The organism is Paracoccus sp. (in: a-proteobacteria) (assembly GCF_046289755.1).
In the GTDB taxonomy this organism is placed as follows: Bacteria; Pseudomonadota; Alphaproteobacteria; order Rhodobacterales; family Rhodobacteraceae; genus Paracoccus.
Genome location: NZ_JBKBVD010000044.1, coordinates 12,919 through 32,494, shown reverse-complemented (window position 1 = coordinate 32,494; position 19,576 = coordinate 12,919). Strand labels below are relative to the sequence as shown.

Annotated in this window: 18 protein-coding genes; 9 read left to right on the top strand and 9 right to left on the bottom strand. The window is 67.7% G+C overall.

The features are described from left to right. Together ACK41U_RS14975 and hutI are read right to left on the bottom strand one after the other, a co-directional pair. Nucleotides 1-895 (bottom strand): aromatic amino acid lyase (locus ACK41U_RS14975; RefSeq protein ID WP_409681685.1); only part of this gene is annotated, 895 nt, incomplete at its 3' end. Further along, entirely contained in the window at nucleotides 892-2,085 is a 1,194-nt protein-coding gene (gene hutI, locus ACK41U_RS14970; protein ID WP_409681683.1) for an imidazolonepropionase, read from the bottom strand. The genes ACK41U_RS14975 and hutI, both read right to left, overlap by 4 nt. Nucleotides 2,086-2,172: 87 nt before the next feature. Between hutI and ACK41U_RS14965 the strand changes: the two genes are divergently transcribed. Beyond that, entirely contained in the window at nucleotides 2,173-3,534 is a 1,362-nt protein-coding gene (locus tag ACK41U_RS14965) for a formimidoylglutamate deiminase (protein WP_409681681.1), read from the top strand. Further along, nucleotides 3,534-4,232: a GntR family transcriptional regulator gene (locus ACK41U_RS14960; protein ID WP_409681679.1), complete on the top strand. Its 699-nt coding sequence runs from the start codon at nucleotides 3,534-3,536 to the stop codon at nucleotides 4,230-4,232. Before ACK41U_RS14965 ends, ACK41U_RS14960 begins: the two co-directional genes overlap by 1 nt. A gap of 127 nt (nucleotides 4,233-4,359) precedes the next feature. On the opposite strand, the gene nrdF is transcribed toward ACK41U_RS14960, so the two are convergent. From nrdF to ACK41U_RS14925, 7 genes are all read right to left on the bottom strand, one after another. Beyond that, nucleotides 4,360-5,328: a class 1b ribonucleoside-diphosphate reductase subunit beta gene (gene nrdF / locus ACK41U_RS14955; RefSeq protein ID WP_409681677.1), complete on the bottom strand. Its 969-nt coding sequence runs from the start codon at nucleotides 5,326-5,328 to the stop codon at nucleotides 4,360-4,362. 67 nt (nucleotides 5,329-5,395) lie between these two features. Next, nucleotides 5,396-7,519, bottom strand: coding sequence for a class 1b ribonucleoside-diphosphate reductase subunit alpha (nrdE, locus tag ACK41U_RS14950; protein ID WP_409681676.1), 2,124 nt, complete (start codon nucleotides 7,517-7,519; stop codon nucleotides 5,396-5,398). Beyond that, on the bottom strand, nucleotides 7,504-7,917 hold the full coding sequence (gene nrdI / locus ACK41U_RS14945) for a class Ib ribonucleoside-diphosphate reductase assembly flavoprotein NrdI (RefSeq protein ID WP_409681675.1): 414 nt from the start codon (nucleotides 7,915-7,917) through the stop codon (nucleotides 7,504-7,506). Before nrdI ends, nrdE begins: the two co-directional genes overlap by 16 nt. A 5-nt stretch (nucleotides 7,918-7,922) precedes the next feature. Next, nucleotides 7,923-8,144 carry a glutaredoxin-like protein NrdH gene (nrdH, locus tag ACK41U_RS14940; protein WP_409681673.1) on the bottom strand — a complete coding sequence of 74 codons (222 nt, stop codon included), beginning with the start codon at nucleotides 8,142-8,144 and terminating at the stop codon, nucleotides 7,923-7,925. A 276-nt stretch (nucleotides 8,145-8,420) separates the two neighbouring features. Next, entirely contained in the window at nucleotides 8,421-9,563 is a 1,143-nt protein-coding gene (nagA, locus tag ACK41U_RS14935) for an N-acetylglucosamine-6-phosphate deacetylase (RefSeq protein ID WP_409681671.1), read from the bottom strand. Beyond that, entirely contained in the window at nucleotides 9,560-10,426 is an 867-nt protein-coding gene (locus ACK41U_RS14930; protein WP_409681669.1) for a BadF/BadG/BcrA/BcrD ATPase family protein, read from the bottom strand. Before ACK41U_RS14930 ends, nagA begins: the two co-directional genes overlap by 4 nt. 75 nt (nucleotides 10,427-10,501) lie before the next feature. After that, the gene (locus ACK41U_RS14925; RefSeq protein ID WP_409681667.1) at nucleotides 10,502-11,512 is read right to left on the bottom strand and encodes a LacI family DNA-binding transcriptional regulator; all 1,011 of its coding nucleotides are present in this window, start codon (nucleotides 11,510-11,512) and stop codon (nucleotides 10,502-10,504) included. Between the two features lie 137 nt (nucleotides 11,513-11,649). On the opposite strand from ACK41U_RS14925, the gene iolG reads away from it, so the two are divergent. The 7 genes from iolG to iolC all read left to right on the top strand — a co-directional run bounded on the left by iolG (nucleotide 11,650) and on the right by iolC (nucleotide 19,441). Then, nucleotides 11,650-12,654: an inositol 2-dehydrogenase gene (gene iolG, locus ACK41U_RS14920; RefSeq protein WP_409681665.1), complete on the top strand. Its 1,005-nt coding sequence runs from the start codon at nucleotides 11,650-11,652 to the stop codon at nucleotides 12,652-12,654. A gap of 4 nt (nucleotides 12,655-12,658) precedes the next feature. Then, nucleotides 12,659-13,465: a sugar phosphate isomerase/epimerase family protein gene (locus ACK41U_RS14915; RefSeq protein ID WP_409681663.1), complete on the top strand. Its 807-nt coding sequence runs from the start codon at nucleotides 12,659-12,661 to the stop codon at nucleotides 13,463-13,465. Nucleotides 13,466-13,544: 79 nt separating this feature from the next. Further along, the gene (locus ACK41U_RS14910; protein ID WP_409681662.1) at nucleotides 13,545-14,468 is read left to right on the top strand and encodes a sugar ABC transporter substrate-binding protein; all 924 of its coding nucleotides are present in this window, start codon (nucleotides 13,545-13,547) and stop codon (nucleotides 14,466-14,468) included. Between the two features lie 58 nt (nucleotides 14,469-14,526). After that, nucleotides 14,527-15,633, top strand: coding sequence for an ABC transporter permease (locus ACK41U_RS14905; RefSeq protein ID WP_409681660.1), 1,107 nt, complete (start codon nucleotides 14,527-14,529; stop codon nucleotides 15,631-15,633). A gap of 1 nt (nucleotide 15,634) precedes the next feature. Beyond that, on the top strand, nucleotides 15,635-16,411 hold the full coding sequence (locus ACK41U_RS14900; RefSeq protein WP_409681658.1) for an ATP-binding cassette domain-containing protein: 777 nt from the start codon (nucleotides 15,635-15,637) through the stop codon (nucleotides 16,409-16,411). Next, nucleotides 16,411-17,520, top strand: a complete 1,110-nt coding sequence (locus tag ACK41U_RS14895) for a Gfo/Idh/MocA family protein (RefSeq protein ID WP_409681656.1) — start codon at nucleotides 16,411-16,413, stop codon at nucleotides 17,518-17,520. Before ACK41U_RS14900 ends, ACK41U_RS14895 begins: the two co-directional genes overlap by 1 nt. Next, complete coding sequence (gene iolC / locus ACK41U_RS14890) at nucleotides 17,507-19,441, top strand: 5-dehydro-2-deoxygluconokinase (RefSeq protein WP_409681654.1); 1,935 nt, start codon at nucleotides 17,507-17,509, stop codon at nucleotides 19,439-19,441. Before ACK41U_RS14895 ends, iolC begins: the two co-directional genes overlap by 14 nt. Nucleotides 19,442-19,576: the final 135 nt, after the last annotated feature.

Sequence of the window (19,576 nt, the reverse complement as noted above, 5' to 3'; positions counted from 1 at the left end):
CATGGCGCAGGATGTCCAGCGCCGCGCCCGCGACCTGCGGCTGGCAGCGGATGCAATAGGGGTCCTGCACGCGGCTGTCGCCCTCGCGGTGGCTGTCGCGGATCTGCGATCCGGCCATCAGTTCGCGCATGCCGCGCGCGACCTCGATCTGGCCGCGATGGCCGCGCAGATCGTGGATCTGTGGCGCCAGCGGCGCGGTCGAGCCCATGATCGCGTCGGTCGAAAGCGAGGCCGTGACCAGCGAATTCAGCCCGCAGCGCCACGCCCGGAACAGCCCGATCAGCGCCAGCGCGGTGGAGAACTGCGTGCCGTTGATCAGCGCCAGCCCCTCTTTCGCGCCCAGAACCACCGGCGCCAGCCCGGCCTGCGACAGCGCCTGCGCGCCCGGCATCCGCTGGCCGTCAAACAGCGCCCAGCCCTCGCCGATCATCACGGCGGCCATATGCGCCAAGGGTGCCAGATCACCCGAGGCCCCGACCGAGCCCTGCACCGGAACGACAGGGGTGACGCCCGCCGCCAGCATCCCCTCGATCAGTTCGACGATCTGCCAGCGCACGCCCGAGGCGCCGCGCCCGAGGCTGAGCAGTTTCAGCGCCATCATCAGCCGGGTGGCGGGCAGGTCCAGCGCCTCGCCCACGCCGCAGCAATGCGACAGGATCAGGTTGCGCTGCAGCGTCTCGGTATCGGCAGGCGCGATCTTGACCGAGGCCAGTTTGCCAAAGCCGGTGTTGACGCCGTAAACCGCCGCCGCGCCCTGGGCGGCGCGGGCGACATGAGCGGCGGCAGCCTCGACGCCCGCGCGGGCGGTGGGGTCCAGACGGGCGGGCAGGCCCTCGCGCCACAGGGTTTCCAGCTGCGCCAGCGTGGTCGCGCCGGGTGTCAGGGTCAGGGTCACAGGTCACCTCCGAAGATGCGGCGGTTCAGGGGATTGAAGCCGATGCGCCATGCCAGTTCCGCCGGATCAGCCGCGTCCCAGACCGCCAGATCGGCGCGCGCGCCCGCGCGGATCACGCCACAATCGTCCAGCCCCAGCGCCCGCGCCGCGTGGCAGGTGACACCCGCCAGCGCCTCGGCCGGGGTCAGGCGGAACAGCGTGCAGCCCATATTCATCGCCAGCAGCAGCGAGGTCATGGGCGAGGTGCCGGGGTTGCAATCGGTCGCCAGCGCCATCGGCACGCCATGGCGGCGGAAGGCATCGACGGGCGGCATCTGCGTTTCGCGCAGCGTGTAAAACGCGCCGGGCAGCAGCACCGCCACCGTGCCGGATGCGGCCAGTGCGCGCGCGTCGTCGTCAGTCGCGTATTCGACGTGATCGGCGGACAACGCGCCAAACGAGGCCGCCAGCGCGGTGCCGCCCTGATGGGTCAGCTGTTCGGCATGCAGCTTGACCGGCAGGCCCAGCCCGCGCGCGGCCTCAAAGACCCGCGCGATCTGGGCGGGCGAGAACGCGATCCCCTCGCAGAACCCGTCCACGGCATCGACCAGCCCCTCGGCATGGGCCTGATGCAGCGCGGGGATCGCCACCTCGTCCAGATAGGCGTCGGCGCGGCCCTGATATTCGGGCGGGCAGGCATGGGCCGCCAGCCATGTCGTGACCACGCGGACCGGGCGCTGCCGGGCCAGCGCGCGGGCGGCGCGCAGCATCCGCAGTTCGGATGCCGCATCGAGGCCATAGCCCGATTTGATCTCGACCGTCGTAACCCCCTCGGCGATCAGCGCGTCCAGCCGGGGCAGGGCCTGCGCGATCAGCGTGGCCTCGTCGGCGTCGCGGGTGGCGCGGACGGTGGAGAGGATGCCGCCGCCCGCCCGCGCGATGTCCTGATAGCTGGCGCCCTCCAGCCGCAGGGCGAATTCGCGGGCGCGGTCGCCGGCATGGACCAGATGCGTGTGACAGTCGATCAGCCCCGGCGTGACCAGCCGCCCGCCCAGATCCTGCTGCGCCAGATCGCGATGCGCTTGCGGCAGATCGCCCCGCGCCCCGGCCCACAGAATGCGCCCCTCGGCCACCGCCACCGCGCCATCCGGGATCACCGCGGCCCCGGTCATGGTGGCAAGGCGGGCATTCACCAGCAGCCCCGTCCGCATCCGATTCCCCCCAAATAAAAGCATGTTTAAAAAAATATGCGTATGTATATTATCGGTGTCAACGCGGAATCACACAGCAGAGGCGCCATGCAGATCATCTGGGCAGAGCAGGCCCTGTTGCCCGAAGGCTGGGCAGAGGCCGTCCGTATCGAGGTTGACCCCGCAGGCCGCATCGCCCGCGTCACCCCCGGCGCCCCCCCTGAGGGCAGGCGCTGCGCGGTGCTGCTGCCCGCGCCCGCCAACCTGCACAGCCACGCCTTTCAGCGCGCCATGGCCGGGCTGACCGAGGCGCGCGGCCCCGATCCGCAGGACAGTTTCTGGACCTGGCGGCGGCTGATGTTCCGCTTTCTGGACCGGCTGACGCCCGATCATGTCGAGGCGGTCGCGGCTTTCGTGCAGATGCAGATGCTGGAGGCGGGCTATGCCTGCAATGTCGAGTTCCACTATCTGCACCACCAGCCCGGCGGCGCGCCCTATGCCGATCTGGCCGAGATGTCGGCGCGGATCGCGGCGGCAGCGGCACGCACCGGCATCGGGCTGACGCTGCTGCCGGTGCTCTATCAATATGGCGGCTGCGACGAACGGGCGCTGGCGCCCGGCCAGATCCGGTTCGGCAACAACCCCGACCGTTTTGCCCGCCTGACCGAGGGCGCGGGCGCCGCGCTGCGCCCCCTGCCCGCCGACACCCGGCTTGGCATCGCGCCCCACAGCCTGCGTGCGGTCAGCCCCGAAGGACTGGCCGCTGCCGTGGCGGTGGCGCAAGGCCCGATCCACATGCATCTGGCCGAACAGCAGGCCGAGGTCGATGAGGTGCAGGCCGCTTATGGCGCCCGCCCGGTGCGCTGGCTGCTGGATCACGCGGAGGTGGATGACCGCTGGTGCCTGATCCACTGCACCCAGATGGAACCGGATGAGACGCTGGCGCTGGCCCGGACCGGCGCGGTGGCGGGCTTGTGCCCGATCACCGAAAGCTCGCTTGGCGATGGCATCTTTGACGGGGTGCGCTGGATCGGCGCGGGCGGGCGCTTTGGCATCGGCTCGGACAGCAATATCCGCATCGGCCTGACCGAGGAATTGAGGGTGCTGGAACATTCGCAGCGCCTGCGTGACCGGGGCCGGGCGATGCTGGCGCGGGCCGATGCCTCGACGGGGCGGGTGCTGTATCAGGGCGCGGTCGCGGGGGGCGCGCAGGCGGCGGGGCGCGCCTCGGGGCAGCTGCGCACGGGGCTGTGGGCCGATATGCTGGCGCTGGACGGGACGGCCCCCGATCTGGCCGGGCTGCGCGGCGATACGCTGCTGGATGCGTGGATCTTTGCGGGCTGTGACCGGATGGTGCGCGATGTCTGGTCCGCCGGGCGGCATCTGGTCCAGGGTGGCCACCACCATGACCATGACGCGATCACGGCGGCCTATGCTGCCGCGCTGGCGGATCTGAGGGGCCATCTGTAATGGCCACCGAAGCGGCCAGCTGGCAGGCGATCCGGTCCGAGGTTCTGGACCGCCTGCGCCGCCGTGACTGGGCCCCCGGCGATTTCCTGCCCCATGATGACGAGCTGGCGCGCGAATTCGGCTGCGCGCGGGCGACCGTCAGCCGTGCCCTGCGCGATCTGGCCGAGGCCGGGCTGCTGGACCGCCGCCGCAAGGCGGGCACCCGTGTCGCTGTCAATCCGGTGCGCAAGGCGACGCTGGAAATCCCGATCATCCGGCAAGAGATCGAACAGCGCGGCCGCCGCTATGGCTACGCCCTCATCACCCGCGACGAGGCGCCCGCACCGCTGGAGGTGCGCAGCGTTCTGGGCCTTGGCGCCGGATCGCGGCTGCTGCACGTCAAGGCGCTGCATCTGGCCGATGACGCGCCGTGGTGCATCGAGGATCGCTGGATCAACCCGCAGGCGGTGCCCGGCATCATGTCGGTGGACCTGTCAGCGATCAGCGCCAATCAGTGGCTGGTCCAGAACACGCCCTATAGCCACGGCACGCTGACCCTGTCGGCGGCGCTGGCCGATGCCGACACCGCGCCGGTGCTGCGCTGCGCGCCGGGGGCGCCGGTCTTTGTGATCGAGCGGGCGACCCATCTGCTGGACCAGCCGATCACCTTCCTGCGCCAGACCCATCCCGGCACGCACCGCATGACCACCTCGGTCTGAGCTCCCGGCAGAGGCGGTCTCTGCCGGGACGGGCGCCGGTCAGAACGCCTTGCGCGGCATCCGGCCGCAGGACCTGTGGCCCGCGCGCCGGACGGAATGAAAAGCCCCGGTCCCCTGGCGCGAGGGATCAGAAATCCCAGTCTTCATCCTCGGTCGCGACGGTCTTTCCGATCACATAGGACGAACCCGACCCCGAGAAAAAGTCATGGTTCTCGCTGTCGGGCGACAGGGCGGCCATGATCGCGGGGTTCACCTCGCAGGCGGCGGGCGGAAACAGCGCCTCATAGCCCAGGTTCTGCAGCGCCTTGTTGGCGTTGTAATGCAGGAAGGCCTTGACGTCCTCGGTCAGCCCGATCCCGTCATAAAGCTGCTCGGTATAGCGGCTCTCGACCTCATACAGATCGAACATCAGCGAAAAGGCGAAATCCTTCAGCGCGGCGCGCTCGGCCTCGCTGACCTTCTCCAGCCCGCGCTGGAATTTATAGCCGATGTAATAGCCATGCACGGCCTCATCACGGATGATCAGACGGATCAGATCGGCGGTATTGGTCAGCTTCGCGCGCGACGACCAGTACATCGGCAGATAAAAGCCCGAATAGAACAGGAAGCTCTCCAGAAACACGCTGGCGATCTTGCGCCGCAGCGGATCGGCCCCGGCCTGATATTCCTCCAGGATCAGCCGCGCCTTCTGCTGCAGATGCGGGTTCTCCTCGGACCAGCGGAAGGCGTCATCCACCTCGGGCGTGGAACACAGCGTCGAAAAGATCGACGAATAGGACCGCGCATGCACCGCCTCCATAAAGGCGATATTGGACAGCACCGCCTCTTCATGGGGCGTGATCGCATCGCCCATCAGCGCCGGCGCGCCCAGACTGTTCTGGATCGTGTCCAGCAGCGTCAGCCCGGTGAACACCCGGATGGTCAGCTCGCGCTCTTCCGGGCGCAGCGTCGCCCAGCTGGGCACGTCATTGGACAGCGGCACCTTTTCGGGCAGCCAGAAATTCACCGTCAGCCGGTTCCAGACCTCCAGATCCTTGTCGTCCTGCAACCGGTTCCAGTTGATCGCCCGCGCCGCACCCGTCGCCATATCCCGCATCACGCAGCCCTTTTCTTCTTCATCCAAATATCCCGGGGTCCGGGGCAGAGCCCCGGTCCGCCAGACCTTACAGCGTACAGGACACGCAGCCCTGCACCTCGGTCCCCTCCAGCGCGGTCTGCCGCAGCCGGATGTAATAGATTGTCTTGATCCCGGCCTTCCAGGCCCTGATCTGCGCGCGGTTGATGTCGCGGGTCGTGGCCTCGGACGGGAAGAACAGCGTCAGCGACAGCCCCTGATCGACATGTTCGGTCGCCGCCGCATAGATGTCGATGATCGCATCCGGCCCGATCTCATAGGCATCGCGGTAATATTCGAGGTTCTCGTTCGACATGAAGGCCGCCGGGTAATAGACCCGCCCGATCTTGCCCTCTTTCCGGATCTCGATCTTGCTGACAATCGGATGGATCGAACTGGTCGAGTTGTTGATATAGCTGATCGAGCCGGTCGGCGGCACCGCCTGCAGGTTGCGGTTATACAGCCCGTCGCGCATCACATCGGCCCGCAGCGCCGCCCAGTCATCGCGCGTGGGCAGGGCCATCCCCTCAAACAGCCGCGCCACCTCGGGCGCCTCGGGCAGCCAGTCGCGGCTGGTGTATTTCTCAAAGAACGACCCGTCGGCATAGCGCGAATTCTCGAACCCCTTGAACACCGCGCCCTTTTCGCGCGCCAGCGCATTCGAGGCGCGGATCGCATGAAAGGCGATGGCGGCGAAATAGACCGATGTGAACTCGACCGCTTGCGCGCTGTCGTAATGGATGCGTTCGCGGGCCAGATAGCCGTGCAGGTTCATCTGGCCCAGACCCACCGCATGGGCCTGATCATTGCCATGCCGGACCGAGGGCACCGACTCGATCGCCGACATTTCGCTGACCGCGGTCAGGGCGCGGATCGCGGTCTCGACCGTGGTGCCCAGATCCTTGCCATCCATCGTCTGGGCGATGTTCAAGGACCCCAGATTGCACGAAATATCGGTGCCCATTTTGGCATAGCTCAGATCCTCGTTGAACTCGGACGCCTCGGCCACCTGCAGGATTTCCGAACACAGGTTCGACATGGTGATCCGCCCCGCGATGGGGTTGGCGCGGTTCACCGTGTCCTCGAACATGATATAGGGATAGCCGCTCTCAAACTGGATCTCGGCAATGGTCTGGAAGAACGCACGCGCGTTGATCTTGCGTTTGCGGATGCGCTTGTCCTCGACCATCTCGGCATATTTCTCGGTCACGGAGATTTCCGAGAAGGGCACGCCATAGACCTTCTGCACGTCATGCGGCGAGAACAGATACATATCCTCGTTCTTCTTCGCCAGTTCAAAGGTGATGTCGGGGATCACCACGCCAAGCGACAGCGTCTTGATGCGGATCTTCTCATCCGCATTCTCGCGCTTGGTGTCCAGGAACCGCAGAATGTCAGGGTGATGCGCGTTGAGGTAAACCGCGCCCGCGCCCTGCCGCGCGCCCAGCTGGTTGGCATAGCTGAACGAATCCTCCAGCAGTTTCATCACCGGAATGACGCCGCTGGACTGGTTCTCGATTCCCTTGATCGGGGCGCCCGCCTCGCGGATATTGGTCAGCATCAGGGCCACGCCACCGCCGCGCTTGGACAGTTGCAGCGACGAGTTGATCGCCCGGCCGATGGATTCCATATTGTCTTCGATGCGCAGCAGAAAGCACGAGATCAGCTCGCCGCGCGACTGCTTGCCCGCATTGAGGAAGGTGGGCGTGGCGGGCTGAAAGCGGCCCGACAGCATTTCCTCCATGAAGCGGGTGGCCTGCGCCTGATCGCCGCGTGCCAGCGTCAGCGCGACCATGACGACGCGGTCCTCGTAGCGTTCCAGATAGCGCTGCCCGTCGCGGGTCTTCAGCGTATAGCTGGTGTAATATTTGAACGCGCCGAGGAAGGTCGGAAAGCGGAACTTGCGCCTGAACGCCTGCGCCCAGATCGCGTGCAGGAACTCGCGCGGGTATTGGGCCAGCACCCCGGCCTCGTAATAGCCTTCGTCCACGAGGTAATCGAGCTTTTCGTCAAGGCTGTGGAAGAACACCGTGTTCTGGTTGACGTGCTGCAGGAAATACTGCCGCGCGGCCATGCGGTCGGCATCGAACCGGATGCGGCCTTCACTGTCGTAAAGGTTCAGCATCGCGTTCAGCGCGTGATAATCGAGGTCGGGTTTCACGGCGTCAAGCATGGCTCTCTCCAGAACAGGGTCAGCCCGTGGCGGATGCGGGCGATGTCGGTTTCGGTCCCGGCCAGTTCGATGCGATCCAGCACCGGGACATTGCATTTCTCAGCGATGATCCGGGCCGACAATGCGAATGTCGCCCCGAAATTGCGGTTGCCCGCGCCGATCACGCCCCGGATCAGGGTGCGGCGGGCAGGGTCGTTCAGAAAGCGGATCACCTGCTTTGGCACCGCGCCCCGGCCCTCGCCATCGGCATAGGTCGGGCAGATCAGCGCATAGGGCAGGGCGGGCGCGGGCATCTCGTCCCCCTCGCGGACCGGGATGCGCAGGGCGGGCAGGCCAAGTGCCGCCACGAACCGCGCCGTGTTTCCCGACCCCGAGGAGTAGTAGACCAGCCGCGCCACGGCCGTCAGGCCAGCGTGCCGATCATGTCGGGGCGGAACCCCGCCCAATGCGCGTCACCCGCGATCACGACCGGGGCCTGACGATAGCCAAGCGCGGTCACGCGGGCCATCGCCTCGTCATCCTGGGTCAGGTCGATCACGTTGTAATCCAGCCCGCGGGCATCCAGCGCGCGGGTGGTGGCGGTGCACTGAACGCAGGCGGGTTTGCTGAAAACGGTGATGGTCATGGCGCTGGCTTTCTGTCTGGTAGGGGGCTGCGGGCGACAGTCTGGCAAAGGGCCGGGCCCTTCTGATCACCAATCCGCCGGACCGCCGCCCGGAGTTCGTATCTGTGAAATGGCAGCACGACAGCAGCGGCCCGGAACCGGCTGTGCGTCACATCAGCGACGCCTGTCTGCGATGCCATAACCACAGCATGTAGACATCAGCATGACGGCACTGTCAATATCTGGTGGCAACCTGCGACAATACTTCCTGTCGCGACGGGGAGGCCGTTTTTCCAGTCAGATGGCGGGGATAGCCTGAAACGCGCCGCTATGCCAGACCGCGCGAAGGCAAAAATCATCGTCCAGCCGTGTCAGATGCGCCACACGCCCCGGCGCCAGCGCGCCGAATCGCGCGCCGATCCCGACCGCCCCGGCGGGGGTGCTGGTCGCCATGGCCAGCGCCCGCTCAGGCGCCACGCCCAGATCGCGGACCAGCAGCGCCACCGCCTGATCCAGCCGCAGGTCGGCGCCCGCCAGCGTGCCGTCGGGCAGGCTCAGCCGCCCGCCTTCGCGCAGGACGGTGCGGCCATGCAGGTCCAGCCGGGTCAGGCCGGTGCCCGCAAAGGCCATGCAATCGCTGACCAGAAACAGACCGTCAGGCCGGGCGGCCAGCGCGATCCGCATCATGGCGGGGTGGACATGGAGGCCGTCGGCGATCAGCCCGGCATGGGCGCCGCCCGACAGGACCGCGCCGACCAGCCCCGGCGCGCGATGGCCCATCTGGCTCATGGCGTTGAACAGATGCGTGGCGCAGCGGGCGCCTGCCGCGAATGCCGCGCGGGCGGTGTCGTAATCGCAATCGCTGTGGCCCAGACTGACAATGGCCCCCGCCTGCGCAAGTGCGGTGATCTGGGCCGGGGTCGCGGCCTCGGGCGCCAGCGTGACCATCAGAACCGGCAGCGCGCGGGCGGCGGCGATCAGCCGCGCCAGATCCTCATCCGACATCGGGCGGATCAGCGCCGGGTCGTGGGCGCCCGCGCGGCGCGGGTCCAGATGCGGGCCTTCCAGATGCAGGCCCAGAAAGCCCGGCACCTGCGCGCGGGCCGCAGCGATGCCAGCAGCGATCACGGCCGCGGTTGCCTCGGGCCGGTCGGTGATCAGCGTCGGCAGGATGCCCGCACAGCCCAGCCGCTGATGCGTGGCGCAGATGTCGCGCAGCGCAGCCAGGTCGGTGGTGCCATCGACCATCCGCCCGCCGCCGCCATTCACCTGCAGATCGACAAAGCCCGGCGTCAGAATGCCCGTGACAGGCTGCGTCGCGGGCGGGGCGTCAACCTCGGGCAGGATCGCGGTGATCCGGCCGCCTTCGATCACCAGCGCATGTCCGTCCAGAAGCCGCGCGCCGTCAAAGATGCGGGCGCCCGCCAGCACATCGGTCATCGCCCGCAGTCGATCCCGATCGCCCCCATCCCGATCGCCCCCATCCCGATCGCCATGGCCAGCGCGCCGTCGAGGCCGGTGCCACGGGCGGGGCGGATGGGAAAATCATGCTGCAACCGGGCGGCGTAGTGGGCCCCCAGCCCCCCGGTAAAGACCACCGGCAGATCGCCGCCCGCACGCAGAATGGTCAGGATCTGCGCGACCTGTGCCGTGGCCTCGGACAGGATCGGCTGCGCGGCCGGGTCACCCTCCAGCAGCCGGGGCGCGAGGCGGGCAAAATCCACGGGCCGGGCGCGGTTGCCGAATTCGATGATGCCCTCGATGCCGCCATGTTCGTCCAGCACGGCGCGCAGCAGCGGCGTCATCGGCGCCAGATCGTCCGACGCCAACAGCGCGCGCGCCAGCAATGCACGGCCCAGCACAGCGCCGCTGCCCTGATCGCCCAGCAGAAAGCCACGGCCGCCGACCTGCCGCACCTGCCCGCCACGCTGCACCGCAAAAACCGAGCCCGTCCCCATCGCGGCCAGAACCCCGTCCTCTGCCCCAAGCGCGCCACGGGCCGTCGTGATCCCGTCATTGACGATCCGCAGCCGGGCAAAGGGCAGGTGCTCGGTCAGGCGCGCGACTGCGCCCTGCATGGTGCCACCCGCCAGCCCCAGAACCGCCGTCAGGCGGCGCGGGTCGATGCCGGTGCCTGCCACGGCCTGCTCGGTGGCGGCAAGGATGCTGTCGGCGGCAAGCCGCACATCGGTGTTGATATTGGCAGGTCCGCCCTGACCGCGCCCCAGCACGCAGCCGGCGGCATCCGCCACCACCGCGCGGCATCCGGTGCCGCCGCCATCGATTCCCAGAAAGACTGCCATCCCGACCTCCTGCTGCGAGACACACCAAAACAGCCCCGGTGGAAAGAGGCAATCACCCCGGCGAGCGTGGACCCGTCAGGTCGTGCCGCGCGGGATAAAGCGCCCCGGCAGGTGCACGTCATGCGACAGCTTGCCCTCCAGCACCTCCAGCAGCTTTTCGGTCATGGCGGTGATCGGCTGGCGATAGGTGGTCAGCAGATAGGCGGGCGAGGCCGCCAGCGGAATGTCGTCGAACCCGGTCACGGCGATGTCCTGCGGCACCCGCAACCCCAGATGGCAGCGCAGCGCGTCGATGGCGCCGATGGCGATGATGTCATTCTCGCAGACCAGCACATCGGGGCGCTGATCGGGTGACTGCGCGGCCAGCAGCGCGGTCACCCGTTCGATCGCGGCGCCGGAATCATAGGCATCCGCATGGAATGCCGGAACCGGGGTGCCGGTGCGTTCCTGCCAATATCCGGTAAAGGTCGATTTGCGGTGCAATTTGGCCGATTGCGTGTCGGGACCGGCCACAAAGACCGGGCGCCGGTAGCCCTTGTCCAGCAGGTGACCGGCGATCTCGCGCATGGCGATCACATCGTCACAGGCGATGGTCAGCGTGTTCGGGTTCTGGCTGTAACGCGCAAAGACCACCAGTTTTTTCAGCCGCCGCGCCCCAAGCGCCGTGTCCAGCACCCGGTCATCGAACCGCGTGCCGATCACCACCGCCGCATCGACCCGTCGCTGACTGGCCGCCAGCAACGCGGCCGAGGCATCGTCACTGTCGGACATATGCACCAGCAACGTGCCCCAGCCCCGCGTCCACAGCATCCGGGTCAGACGCTCCAGCAGCACCAGCTTGTGCGGGTTGGCAAAATCATTGGTGATGATCGCCACCAGATTGGATCGGTCCGAGGCCAGCGACGAGGCCAGCAGATCGGGCGCATAGCCAAGCGTTTCCGCCGCCGCCAGCACCCGTTCACGTGCCTTGCGCGAGATCGAGGCATCCTTCTTGAAGGCCCGCGCCACGGTCCAGCGCGACACCCCCGCCGCCGCCGCCACATCATCGGCGGTCACTGCGCCCGAACTGTCCTGCACCTTGTCCATGCCGCACATTACCCTGCCACGCGCCCGGCAGGAAGGCGTTTGCTCGCGCGTGCAGATTTTTGTTGCACGCGCGAGCAAAGGTCGGCAATCTGAGTGGACAGGTCGCCTGAGGGGGCGATTCGAGGGAGGGATACCGAATGCTGAACGTTGCGCTGCTGGGCGCTGGCCGTATTGGTCAGGTCCATGCCAGATCCATGACCGCGACGCAGGCCAGCCGTCTTGTTGCTGTGGCCGATGTGAATGCGCAGGCGGCGCAGGCGCTGGCGGCCCGGATCGGCGCCGAGGCCCGCAGCGTCGATGACATCATCGCCGATCCCGCGATTGACGCGGTGCTGATCGCCACCTCGACCGACACGCATTCCGACCTGATCACCCGCGCCACCGCCGCCGGCAAGGCCGTGCTGTGCGAGAAACCCGTCGATCTGTCGCTGGAGCGCGCGCTGACCACGCTGGCCGCAGCCGAGGCCACGGGCCGCCCGGTGATGATCGGGTTCAACCGCCGCTTCGATCCGAATTTTGCCGCGCTGAAGGCCGGTTTTGACGGCGGCGAGATCGGGACAGGAGAGCTGCTGTCGATCACCTCGTTCGATCCGGCCCCGCCGCCGGTCAGCTATATCAAGGTCTCGGGCGGGCTGTTCCGCGACATGATGATCCACGATTTCGACATGGCCTGCTGGGTCTTTGGCGGCCCGCCCGCCCGCGTCACCGCCCATGGCGCGGCGCTGGTCGATCCGGCCATCGGGGCGGCGGGCGATGTGGACACCGCCGCCGTCACCATGGTCTGGGAAGACGGGCGGATCGCGGTCATCAAGAATTCGCGCCGCGCCGGATACGGCTATGACCAGCGGATCGAGGTTCTGGGCTCGGGCGGGTTGCTGTCGGCGAAAAACGTGCTGGAAAACACCGTCGAAAAGATCACCTCGGCGGGTGCGGTCAGTGCCAGGCCGCTGCATTTCTTCCTCGAACGTTACATGCGCGCCTATGAGATCGAGTGGGCGGCATTCCTTGAGGCGGTCACCACGGGCGCGCCGATGCCGGTCAGCCTGCGCGACGGCGTCGCCGCGCTGGCCTGCGCCGAGGCTGCGACCCGGTCGATGCAGACCGGCGCGACCGTCGCGATCACCCCTGACATGCTGGGCTGAGACGATGCGCGAGATTGGCTGCTGCACATGGATTTTCGGCGGCGAGGATCTGGCCGCCATTGCCGCCCGCGCCACCCGTGCCGGGCTGACAGGGGTCGAGATCCACGGCGATCTGGCGCTGGACCCGGCCCGCGCGGGCCGCATCTTCCGCGAGGCCGGGCTGGAAATCTGGTCGGTCACGCCGGGCGACGCCGATATCAGCCATCCCGACGCAGGCATCCGCGACGCGGGGCTGGACTATTACCGCCGCCTGCTGGACTGGGCCGCCGCGCTTGGCCACGCACCCCGCATCGGCTGTCACGGTCAGGTGGGCCGCATCCGCCCGGTTTCGACGCAGGCGGATGAAGACGCGCATCTGGCCGACAGCGTGGCGCAGATCTGCGCATGGGCGGGCGGGCGGCCGGTCTGCTTCGAGATCCTGAACCGCTATGAAAGCCACCAGATCCGCAGCGTGGCCGAGGGTCTGGCGCTGATCGGACGGGTGGGCGCCGCGAACCTGCGCCTGCTGCCCGACGCCTATCACATGAACATCGAGGAAGCCGACCCCGCTGCCGCCCTGCGCGCAGGCGGCGACCGGATCGGCCTCTATCATCTGGCCGACAACCATCGCGGCGCGGTGGGCGAGGGGCATACCGACTTTGCCGCCCAACTCGCCGCGCTGGACGCCATCGGCTTTGGCGGCCCGCTGATCGTGGAACCTGCGGCGCCCGGCCCCGATCCGTTCAACACTGACAAGGGGCCGGGCTATCGCGACCGGCTTGAGGCGATCGTGACCCGCTCTGTACGCGCGATCCGCGCCATGGGCCACTGAACACCCGCGCGCCACATCGCGCTGGACAACTGCCGGGCGGGAGGAGCCGTCCGGATCAACCACCCTGGGAGGGGAAAACATGACCAAATTCACCACTGCTGCCGCCACCGCCGCGCTGATGGCGCTGACCGCGCCCGCATTCGCACAGAACATCATCGTCGTGGCCCACGGGCAGGCCAACGATCCGTTCTGGTCCGTCGTCAAGAACGGCGCCGCGCTGGCGGGCGAGCATACCGGCGCCACCGTCGATTTCCGCGCGCCCGAGATCTTTGACATGGTCGCCATGAGCCAGCTGATCGACGCCGCCGTCAATCAGGCCCCCGACGGCATCGTCGTGTCGATCCCCGATGCCGACGCGCTTGGGCCGTCGATCCGCCGCGCGGTCGAGGCGGGGATTCCCGTCATCTCGATGAACTCGGGCGCCGATGTCGCCTCGGAGCTGGGCGCGCTGCTGCATGTCGGCCAGTCGGAATATGACGCGGGCGTCGCGGCGGGCGAGAAGCTGGCCGAGATGGGCGGCACCAAGGGCATCTGCGTCAACCAGGAGGTCGGCAACGTGTCGCTGGACCAGCGCTGCGCGGGCTTTGCCGAAGGCTTCGGCCATCCGGTGCAGGTGATCCCGACCCAGAACGACCCGACCGAGGTGCAGTCGCGCGTCCGTGCTGCCCTCGAATCCGACCCCGAGGTGGACACCGTGCTGGGCCTTGGCGCCAGCCTTGTGGGCGAGCCTGCCGTGGCCGCCGTGCAGGCGCTTGGCCGCGACGATGTGCTGATCGCCAGCTTCGATCTGTCGGCGGGTTTCCTTGAGGCCGTGTCCGAAGGCCGCGCCGCCTTTGCCATCGACCAGCAGCAATATCTGCAGGGCTACCTGCCGGTCGTGTTTCTGGCGCTGAATGCGGAATACGGGCTGATGCCGGGCGGCGACGTGCCCTCGGGTCCGAACCTCGTGATGCAGGACGCGGCCGGGCTGGTCATCGACCTGTCGGCGCAAGGCATCCGCTGATCCGCTGCGGGCGGGCGCCCGCGCCCGCCCCTGTCCGAACGCTTCAGGGGGGAAACCAATGGCCCAGACCGCCAGCGCATCCGCAGACGAGCGGATCAAGACCGAATCCATCACCACGCGCCTGATGAAACGCCCGGAACTGGGCGCCATCGGCGGGGTGATCCTTGTCACGATCTTCTTCATGGTCACGGCCAGCCCGGCCATGTTCACGCTGGCCGGGGTGATGAACTTCATGACGCCCGCCGCCCAGCTGGGCATTCTGGGCATCGCCGCCGCCATGCTGATGATCGGCGGCGAATTCGACCTGTCCATCGGGTCCATGGTGGCATTCGCGGGCATGATCTTTGGCGTGCTGGTCGTGAATATGGGCCTGCCGCTGATCCTTGCCATTCCGCTGACGATGGCGTTCGCGGCGCTGGTGGGCGCGGTCAACGGCGCCATCGTGATCCGCACCGGCCTGCCCAGTTTCATCGTGACGCTGGCGTTTCTGTTCATCCTGCGCGGCGCTTCGCTGGTCGGGCTGAAAATCTTCACCGGCGGCGCGACCCAGTTGCGCGGCGTGCGCGATGCGGTCGCAAATGACTGGCTGGCGCCGCTGTTCTCGGGGCACGCCTTTGGCGGGCTGTTCCGCTGGATGGCGGAAGCAGGCTGGACCGCGAAACTGGCCTCGGGGAACCCTGCGGTGCCGGGCGTGCCGGTCTCGATCCTGTGGTTCGTGGCGGTGACGCTGATCGCGACCTTTGTGCTGCTGCGCACGCCTGCGGGCAACTGGATCTTTGCCACCGGCGGCGACAAGAACGCCGCCTCCAATTCCGGCGTGCCGGTGCGTCGGGTCAAGATCTCGCTGTTCATGCTGACCGCCTGCGCGGCGGCGCTGGTCGCGATCATCACCGTGATCGACACCGGATCAACCGACGCGCGGCGCGGCTTCATGAAGGAATTCGAGGCGATCATCGCCGCTGTCATCGGCGGTTGCCTGCTGACCGGGGGTTACGGGTCCGCCATCGGGGCGTTCTTCGGGGCGATCATCTTTGGTATGGTGACCATCGGGCTGACCTATACCAGCTTTGATCAGGACTGGTTCCAGGTGTTTCTGGGCGGGATGCTGCTGCTGGCCGTGGTGTTCAACAACGCCATCCGCAAACGTGTGACGGGGGAACGCTGACATGACCGACCCCATCATCCACATGGACGGCATCAAGAAGCATTTCGGCAATGTCATCGCCCTGAACGGCGTGACCTTCGATGTGCGTCCCGGCGAATGCCATTGCCTGCTGGGCGACAATGGCGCGGGCAAATCGACCTTCATCAAGACCATGTCGGGCGTGCACAAACCGACCGAGGGCACCATCACCTTCGAGGGCCGCCCGATGCAGTTCGGCAGTCCCCGCGACGCGATGGAGGCGGGCATCGCCACCGTTTTCCAGGATCTGGCCATGATCCCGCTGATGAGCGTGACGCGCAATTTCTTCATGGGCCGCGAACCGACCAAGGGCCGTTTCATCAAGCGGTTCGACACCCAGACCGCCAACCGCATCACGATGGAGAAGATGCGCGACATGGGCATCAACCTGCGCGCGCCCGATCAGGCCGTGGGCACCCTGTCGGGCGGCGAGCGTCAGACCGTGGCCATCGCGCGGGCCGTCCATTTCGGCGCCAAGGTGCTGATCCTGGACGAGCCGACCTCCGCGCTTGGCGTGCGCCAGACCTCGAACGTGCTGGCGACGATTGCGCGGGTGCGGCGTCAGGGCGTCGGCGTGGTCTTCATCAGCCACAATGTCCGTCACGCACTGGCGGTGGGCGACCGCTTTACCGTGCTGAATCGGGGCCAGACGCTTGGCACCGCCGACAAGGGCCATATCGACGCCGCCGAATTGCAGGATCTGATGGCGGGCGGTCAGGAAATGGCCGCGCTGGAAGGCAGCCTTGGGGGGACGGTCTGATGTCGCTTGGCGTCGCCCTGATCGGCACCGGCTTCATGGGCAAATGTCACGCGATGGCGTGGCGCAATGTGGCGACCGTCTTTGGCGGCGCGCCGCCCCGGCTGGAGGTTCTGGCCGACGCCGCCAACGCCGCCGCCATGGCCGCGCAGTTCGGCTTTGCCCGCGCCACGGATGACTGGCAGGCGGCGGTGGCCGACCCTTTGGTCGATGTGGTCAGCATCACCACCCCCAACGCCCTGCACCGCCCCATGGCCGAGGCCGCCCTGCGCGCGGGCAAGCATGTCTGGCTGGAAAAGCCGATGGCCCTGACGCTGGCCGACGCGCAGGCGATGGCCGATCTGGCGGCCCGGCATCCCGGTCAGGTGACGCTGCTGGGCTATAACTATCTGCGCAGCCCGGCCTTTCAGGCGGCGCGGGATCTGGTCGCTGGCGGTGCCATCGGGCAGGTCCACAGCTTCCGCGGCGTCTATGACGAGGATTATTCCGCCGATCCGGCCCTGCCATGGTCGTGGCGGATGACGCATGAGGGCGGGGGCCTGGGCGCGCTTGGCGATCTGGGCTGCCATCTGGTCAGCGTGATGACCGCGCTGATGGGGCCGGTGGCCGAAGTGACCGCGATGACCCATGTCGCGGTGCCGATGCGCCCCTCGCCCGACGGCCCCCGCGCGGTCGAGAATGAGGACAGCGCGCTGGCGCTGATCCGCTTTGCCAGCGGCGCGCAGGGGTCTTTTGCGACCTCTCGCGTGGCATGGGGCCGCAAATGCCGGCTGCAATGGGAGGTTCACGGCAGCGCGGGCAGCATCGCCTTCGATCAGGAACACATGAACGAATTGTGGGTCCATCGCGCAGGCGAGGCGGGCTTTGCCCGACATCTGACCGGCCCCGACCAGCCCGATTTCGCCGCCTTTTGCCCCGCGCCGGGGCATAATTTCGGCTCCAACGAACAGAAGGTGGTGGAATGCCGCGACCTGATCCGTGCCATCGGCGGCGGTGCGCCCTGCGCGCCCGGCTTTGCCGAAGGGCTGCGGATCGAGCGGATCATTCACGCCATGGCCGCATCCGACGGTCGCCCCGTCCGCATCGAGGAGACCATTTATGAAGACGCTTGACGTTGTTACGATTGGCCGTTCGTCGGTTGACCTTTACGGTCAGCAGATTGGTGGCCGGCTTGAGGATATGGGGTCTTTTGCCAAATATATCGGCGGATCTCCGACGAATATCGCCTGCGGGACGGCGCGATTGGGGTTGCGGTCGGCGGTGATCACGCGGGTGGGCGACGAACATATGGGCCGCTTCATCCGCGAACAGCTGGTCCGCGAGGGGGTCGATGTGCGCGGCGTGGCGACGGACCCCGAGCGGCTGACCGCGCTGGTCATTCTGGGGATCCGCGACGAGGACAGCTTTCCGCTGATCTTCTACCGCGAGAACTGTGCCGATATGGCGCTGTCGGTGGATGACATCGACGAAAGCCTGATCGCGGAGGCGCGCTGCGTGCTGGCGACCGGCACGCATCTGTCGCATGCCCGGACCGAAGCCGCCGTGATGCGGGCGCTGGAACTGGCGCGGGCGCAGGGGGCGCAGACGGCGCTGGATATCGACTATCGCCCCAATCTCTGGGGGGTGGCCGGGCATGGCGAGGGCGAGAGCCGCTTTGTCAAAAGCGCCACTGTCACCGCAAAGCTGCAAAAGACGCTGCATCTGTTCGATCTGATCGTGGGCACGGAGGAGGAATTCCACATCGCGGGCGGCAGCACGGACACTCTGGCCGCCTTGCGCGCGGTGCGGGCCGTGTCGGGTGCGGTGCTGGTCTGCAAGCGCGGTGCGGCAGGGGCGGTGGCCTTCGAGGGCGAGATCGAGGATTGGAACAGCGGCCAGCAGGGGCCGGGCTTTCCGATCGAGGTCTTCAATGTGCTGGGCGCGGGCGACGGGTTCTTTTCCGGTCTGCTGAAGGGCTGGCTGGACGGGGAAAGCTGGCCGCGCGCGCTGGAATATGCCAATGCCTGCGGCGCCTTTGCCGTCAGCCGCCATGGCTGCACGCCCGCCTATCCCTCGTTGACCGAGCTGGAGTATTTCCTGGAGCGCGGCGTGGTGCAGCCCGATCTGTGCAACGATGCGGGCCTGGAGCAGATCCACTGGTCCACCAACCGCCACACCCGCACGTCGGGTGACTGGTCGGCGATGCGGGTCTTTGCCTTCGATCATCGCCTGCAGCTGGAAGAGATGGAGGGCTATACGCCCGCCAGGGGTGCCGCCTTCAAGGCGCTATGTCTGCAGGCAGCTTTGCAGGTGCAGGGTGGGCAGGTTCAGGACGGGCAGGGGGGTTACGGCATCCTGTGCGACAGCCGGATCGGCAAGCGCGCGCTGCATGCGGCCAGCGGATCCGGGTTGTGGATCGGGCGGCCTGTGGAATGGCCGGGCTCGCGCCCGCTGGAGGCCGAGCCGGAACTGGGTGCGGACTTCGGCGGGCTGTCGGAATGGGCGCGCGAGAATGTCATCAAATGCCTGTGCTTTTGCCATCCCGATGACGATGCGGCGCTGCGGGCGCAGCAGGAGGCGGTGGTGCGGCGGCTGTTCCAGGCCGGGCGCCGCCACGGGCTGGAGTTTCTGCTGGAGGTGATTCCGTCCAGGGTCGGGCCGGTCGATGCGGACACCACCGCAACCCTGATCCGGCAGTTCTATCAGGCCGGGATCTTCCCCGACTGGTGGAAGCTGGAGCCGATGGCCGCGCCCGAGGGCTGGGCCCGCGCGGTGGCCGCCATCGAGGACCATGACCGGCACACGCGCGGCATCGTGGTTCTGGGGCTGGATGCGCCCGAGGCGGATCTGGCCGAGAGTTTCGCGGTCGCGGCGCGGTTTCCGCTGGTCAAGGGCTTCGCCGTCGGGCGCACGATCTTTGGCGATGCGGCGCGGGGCTGGATGACGGGCCGGGTCAGCGATGCCGGGGCGGTGGCGCAGATGGCCGGGCGCTATGCGCGGCTGTGCGGGATCTGGGACGCGGCGCGGGACCGGGCGCGGCGGGACGCGGCATGAGCGCGCCTCTGGAGATGGGGGACCTTGCCGGGGGCGGTGGCCGGGGGGCTTCGCGCCCCCCATCCCGTTCCGGGATTCCCCCCGCGGGATATTTTTGTGAAGAAGAAGGGATGGGTTGCGGCCTGTCCGGGAGGG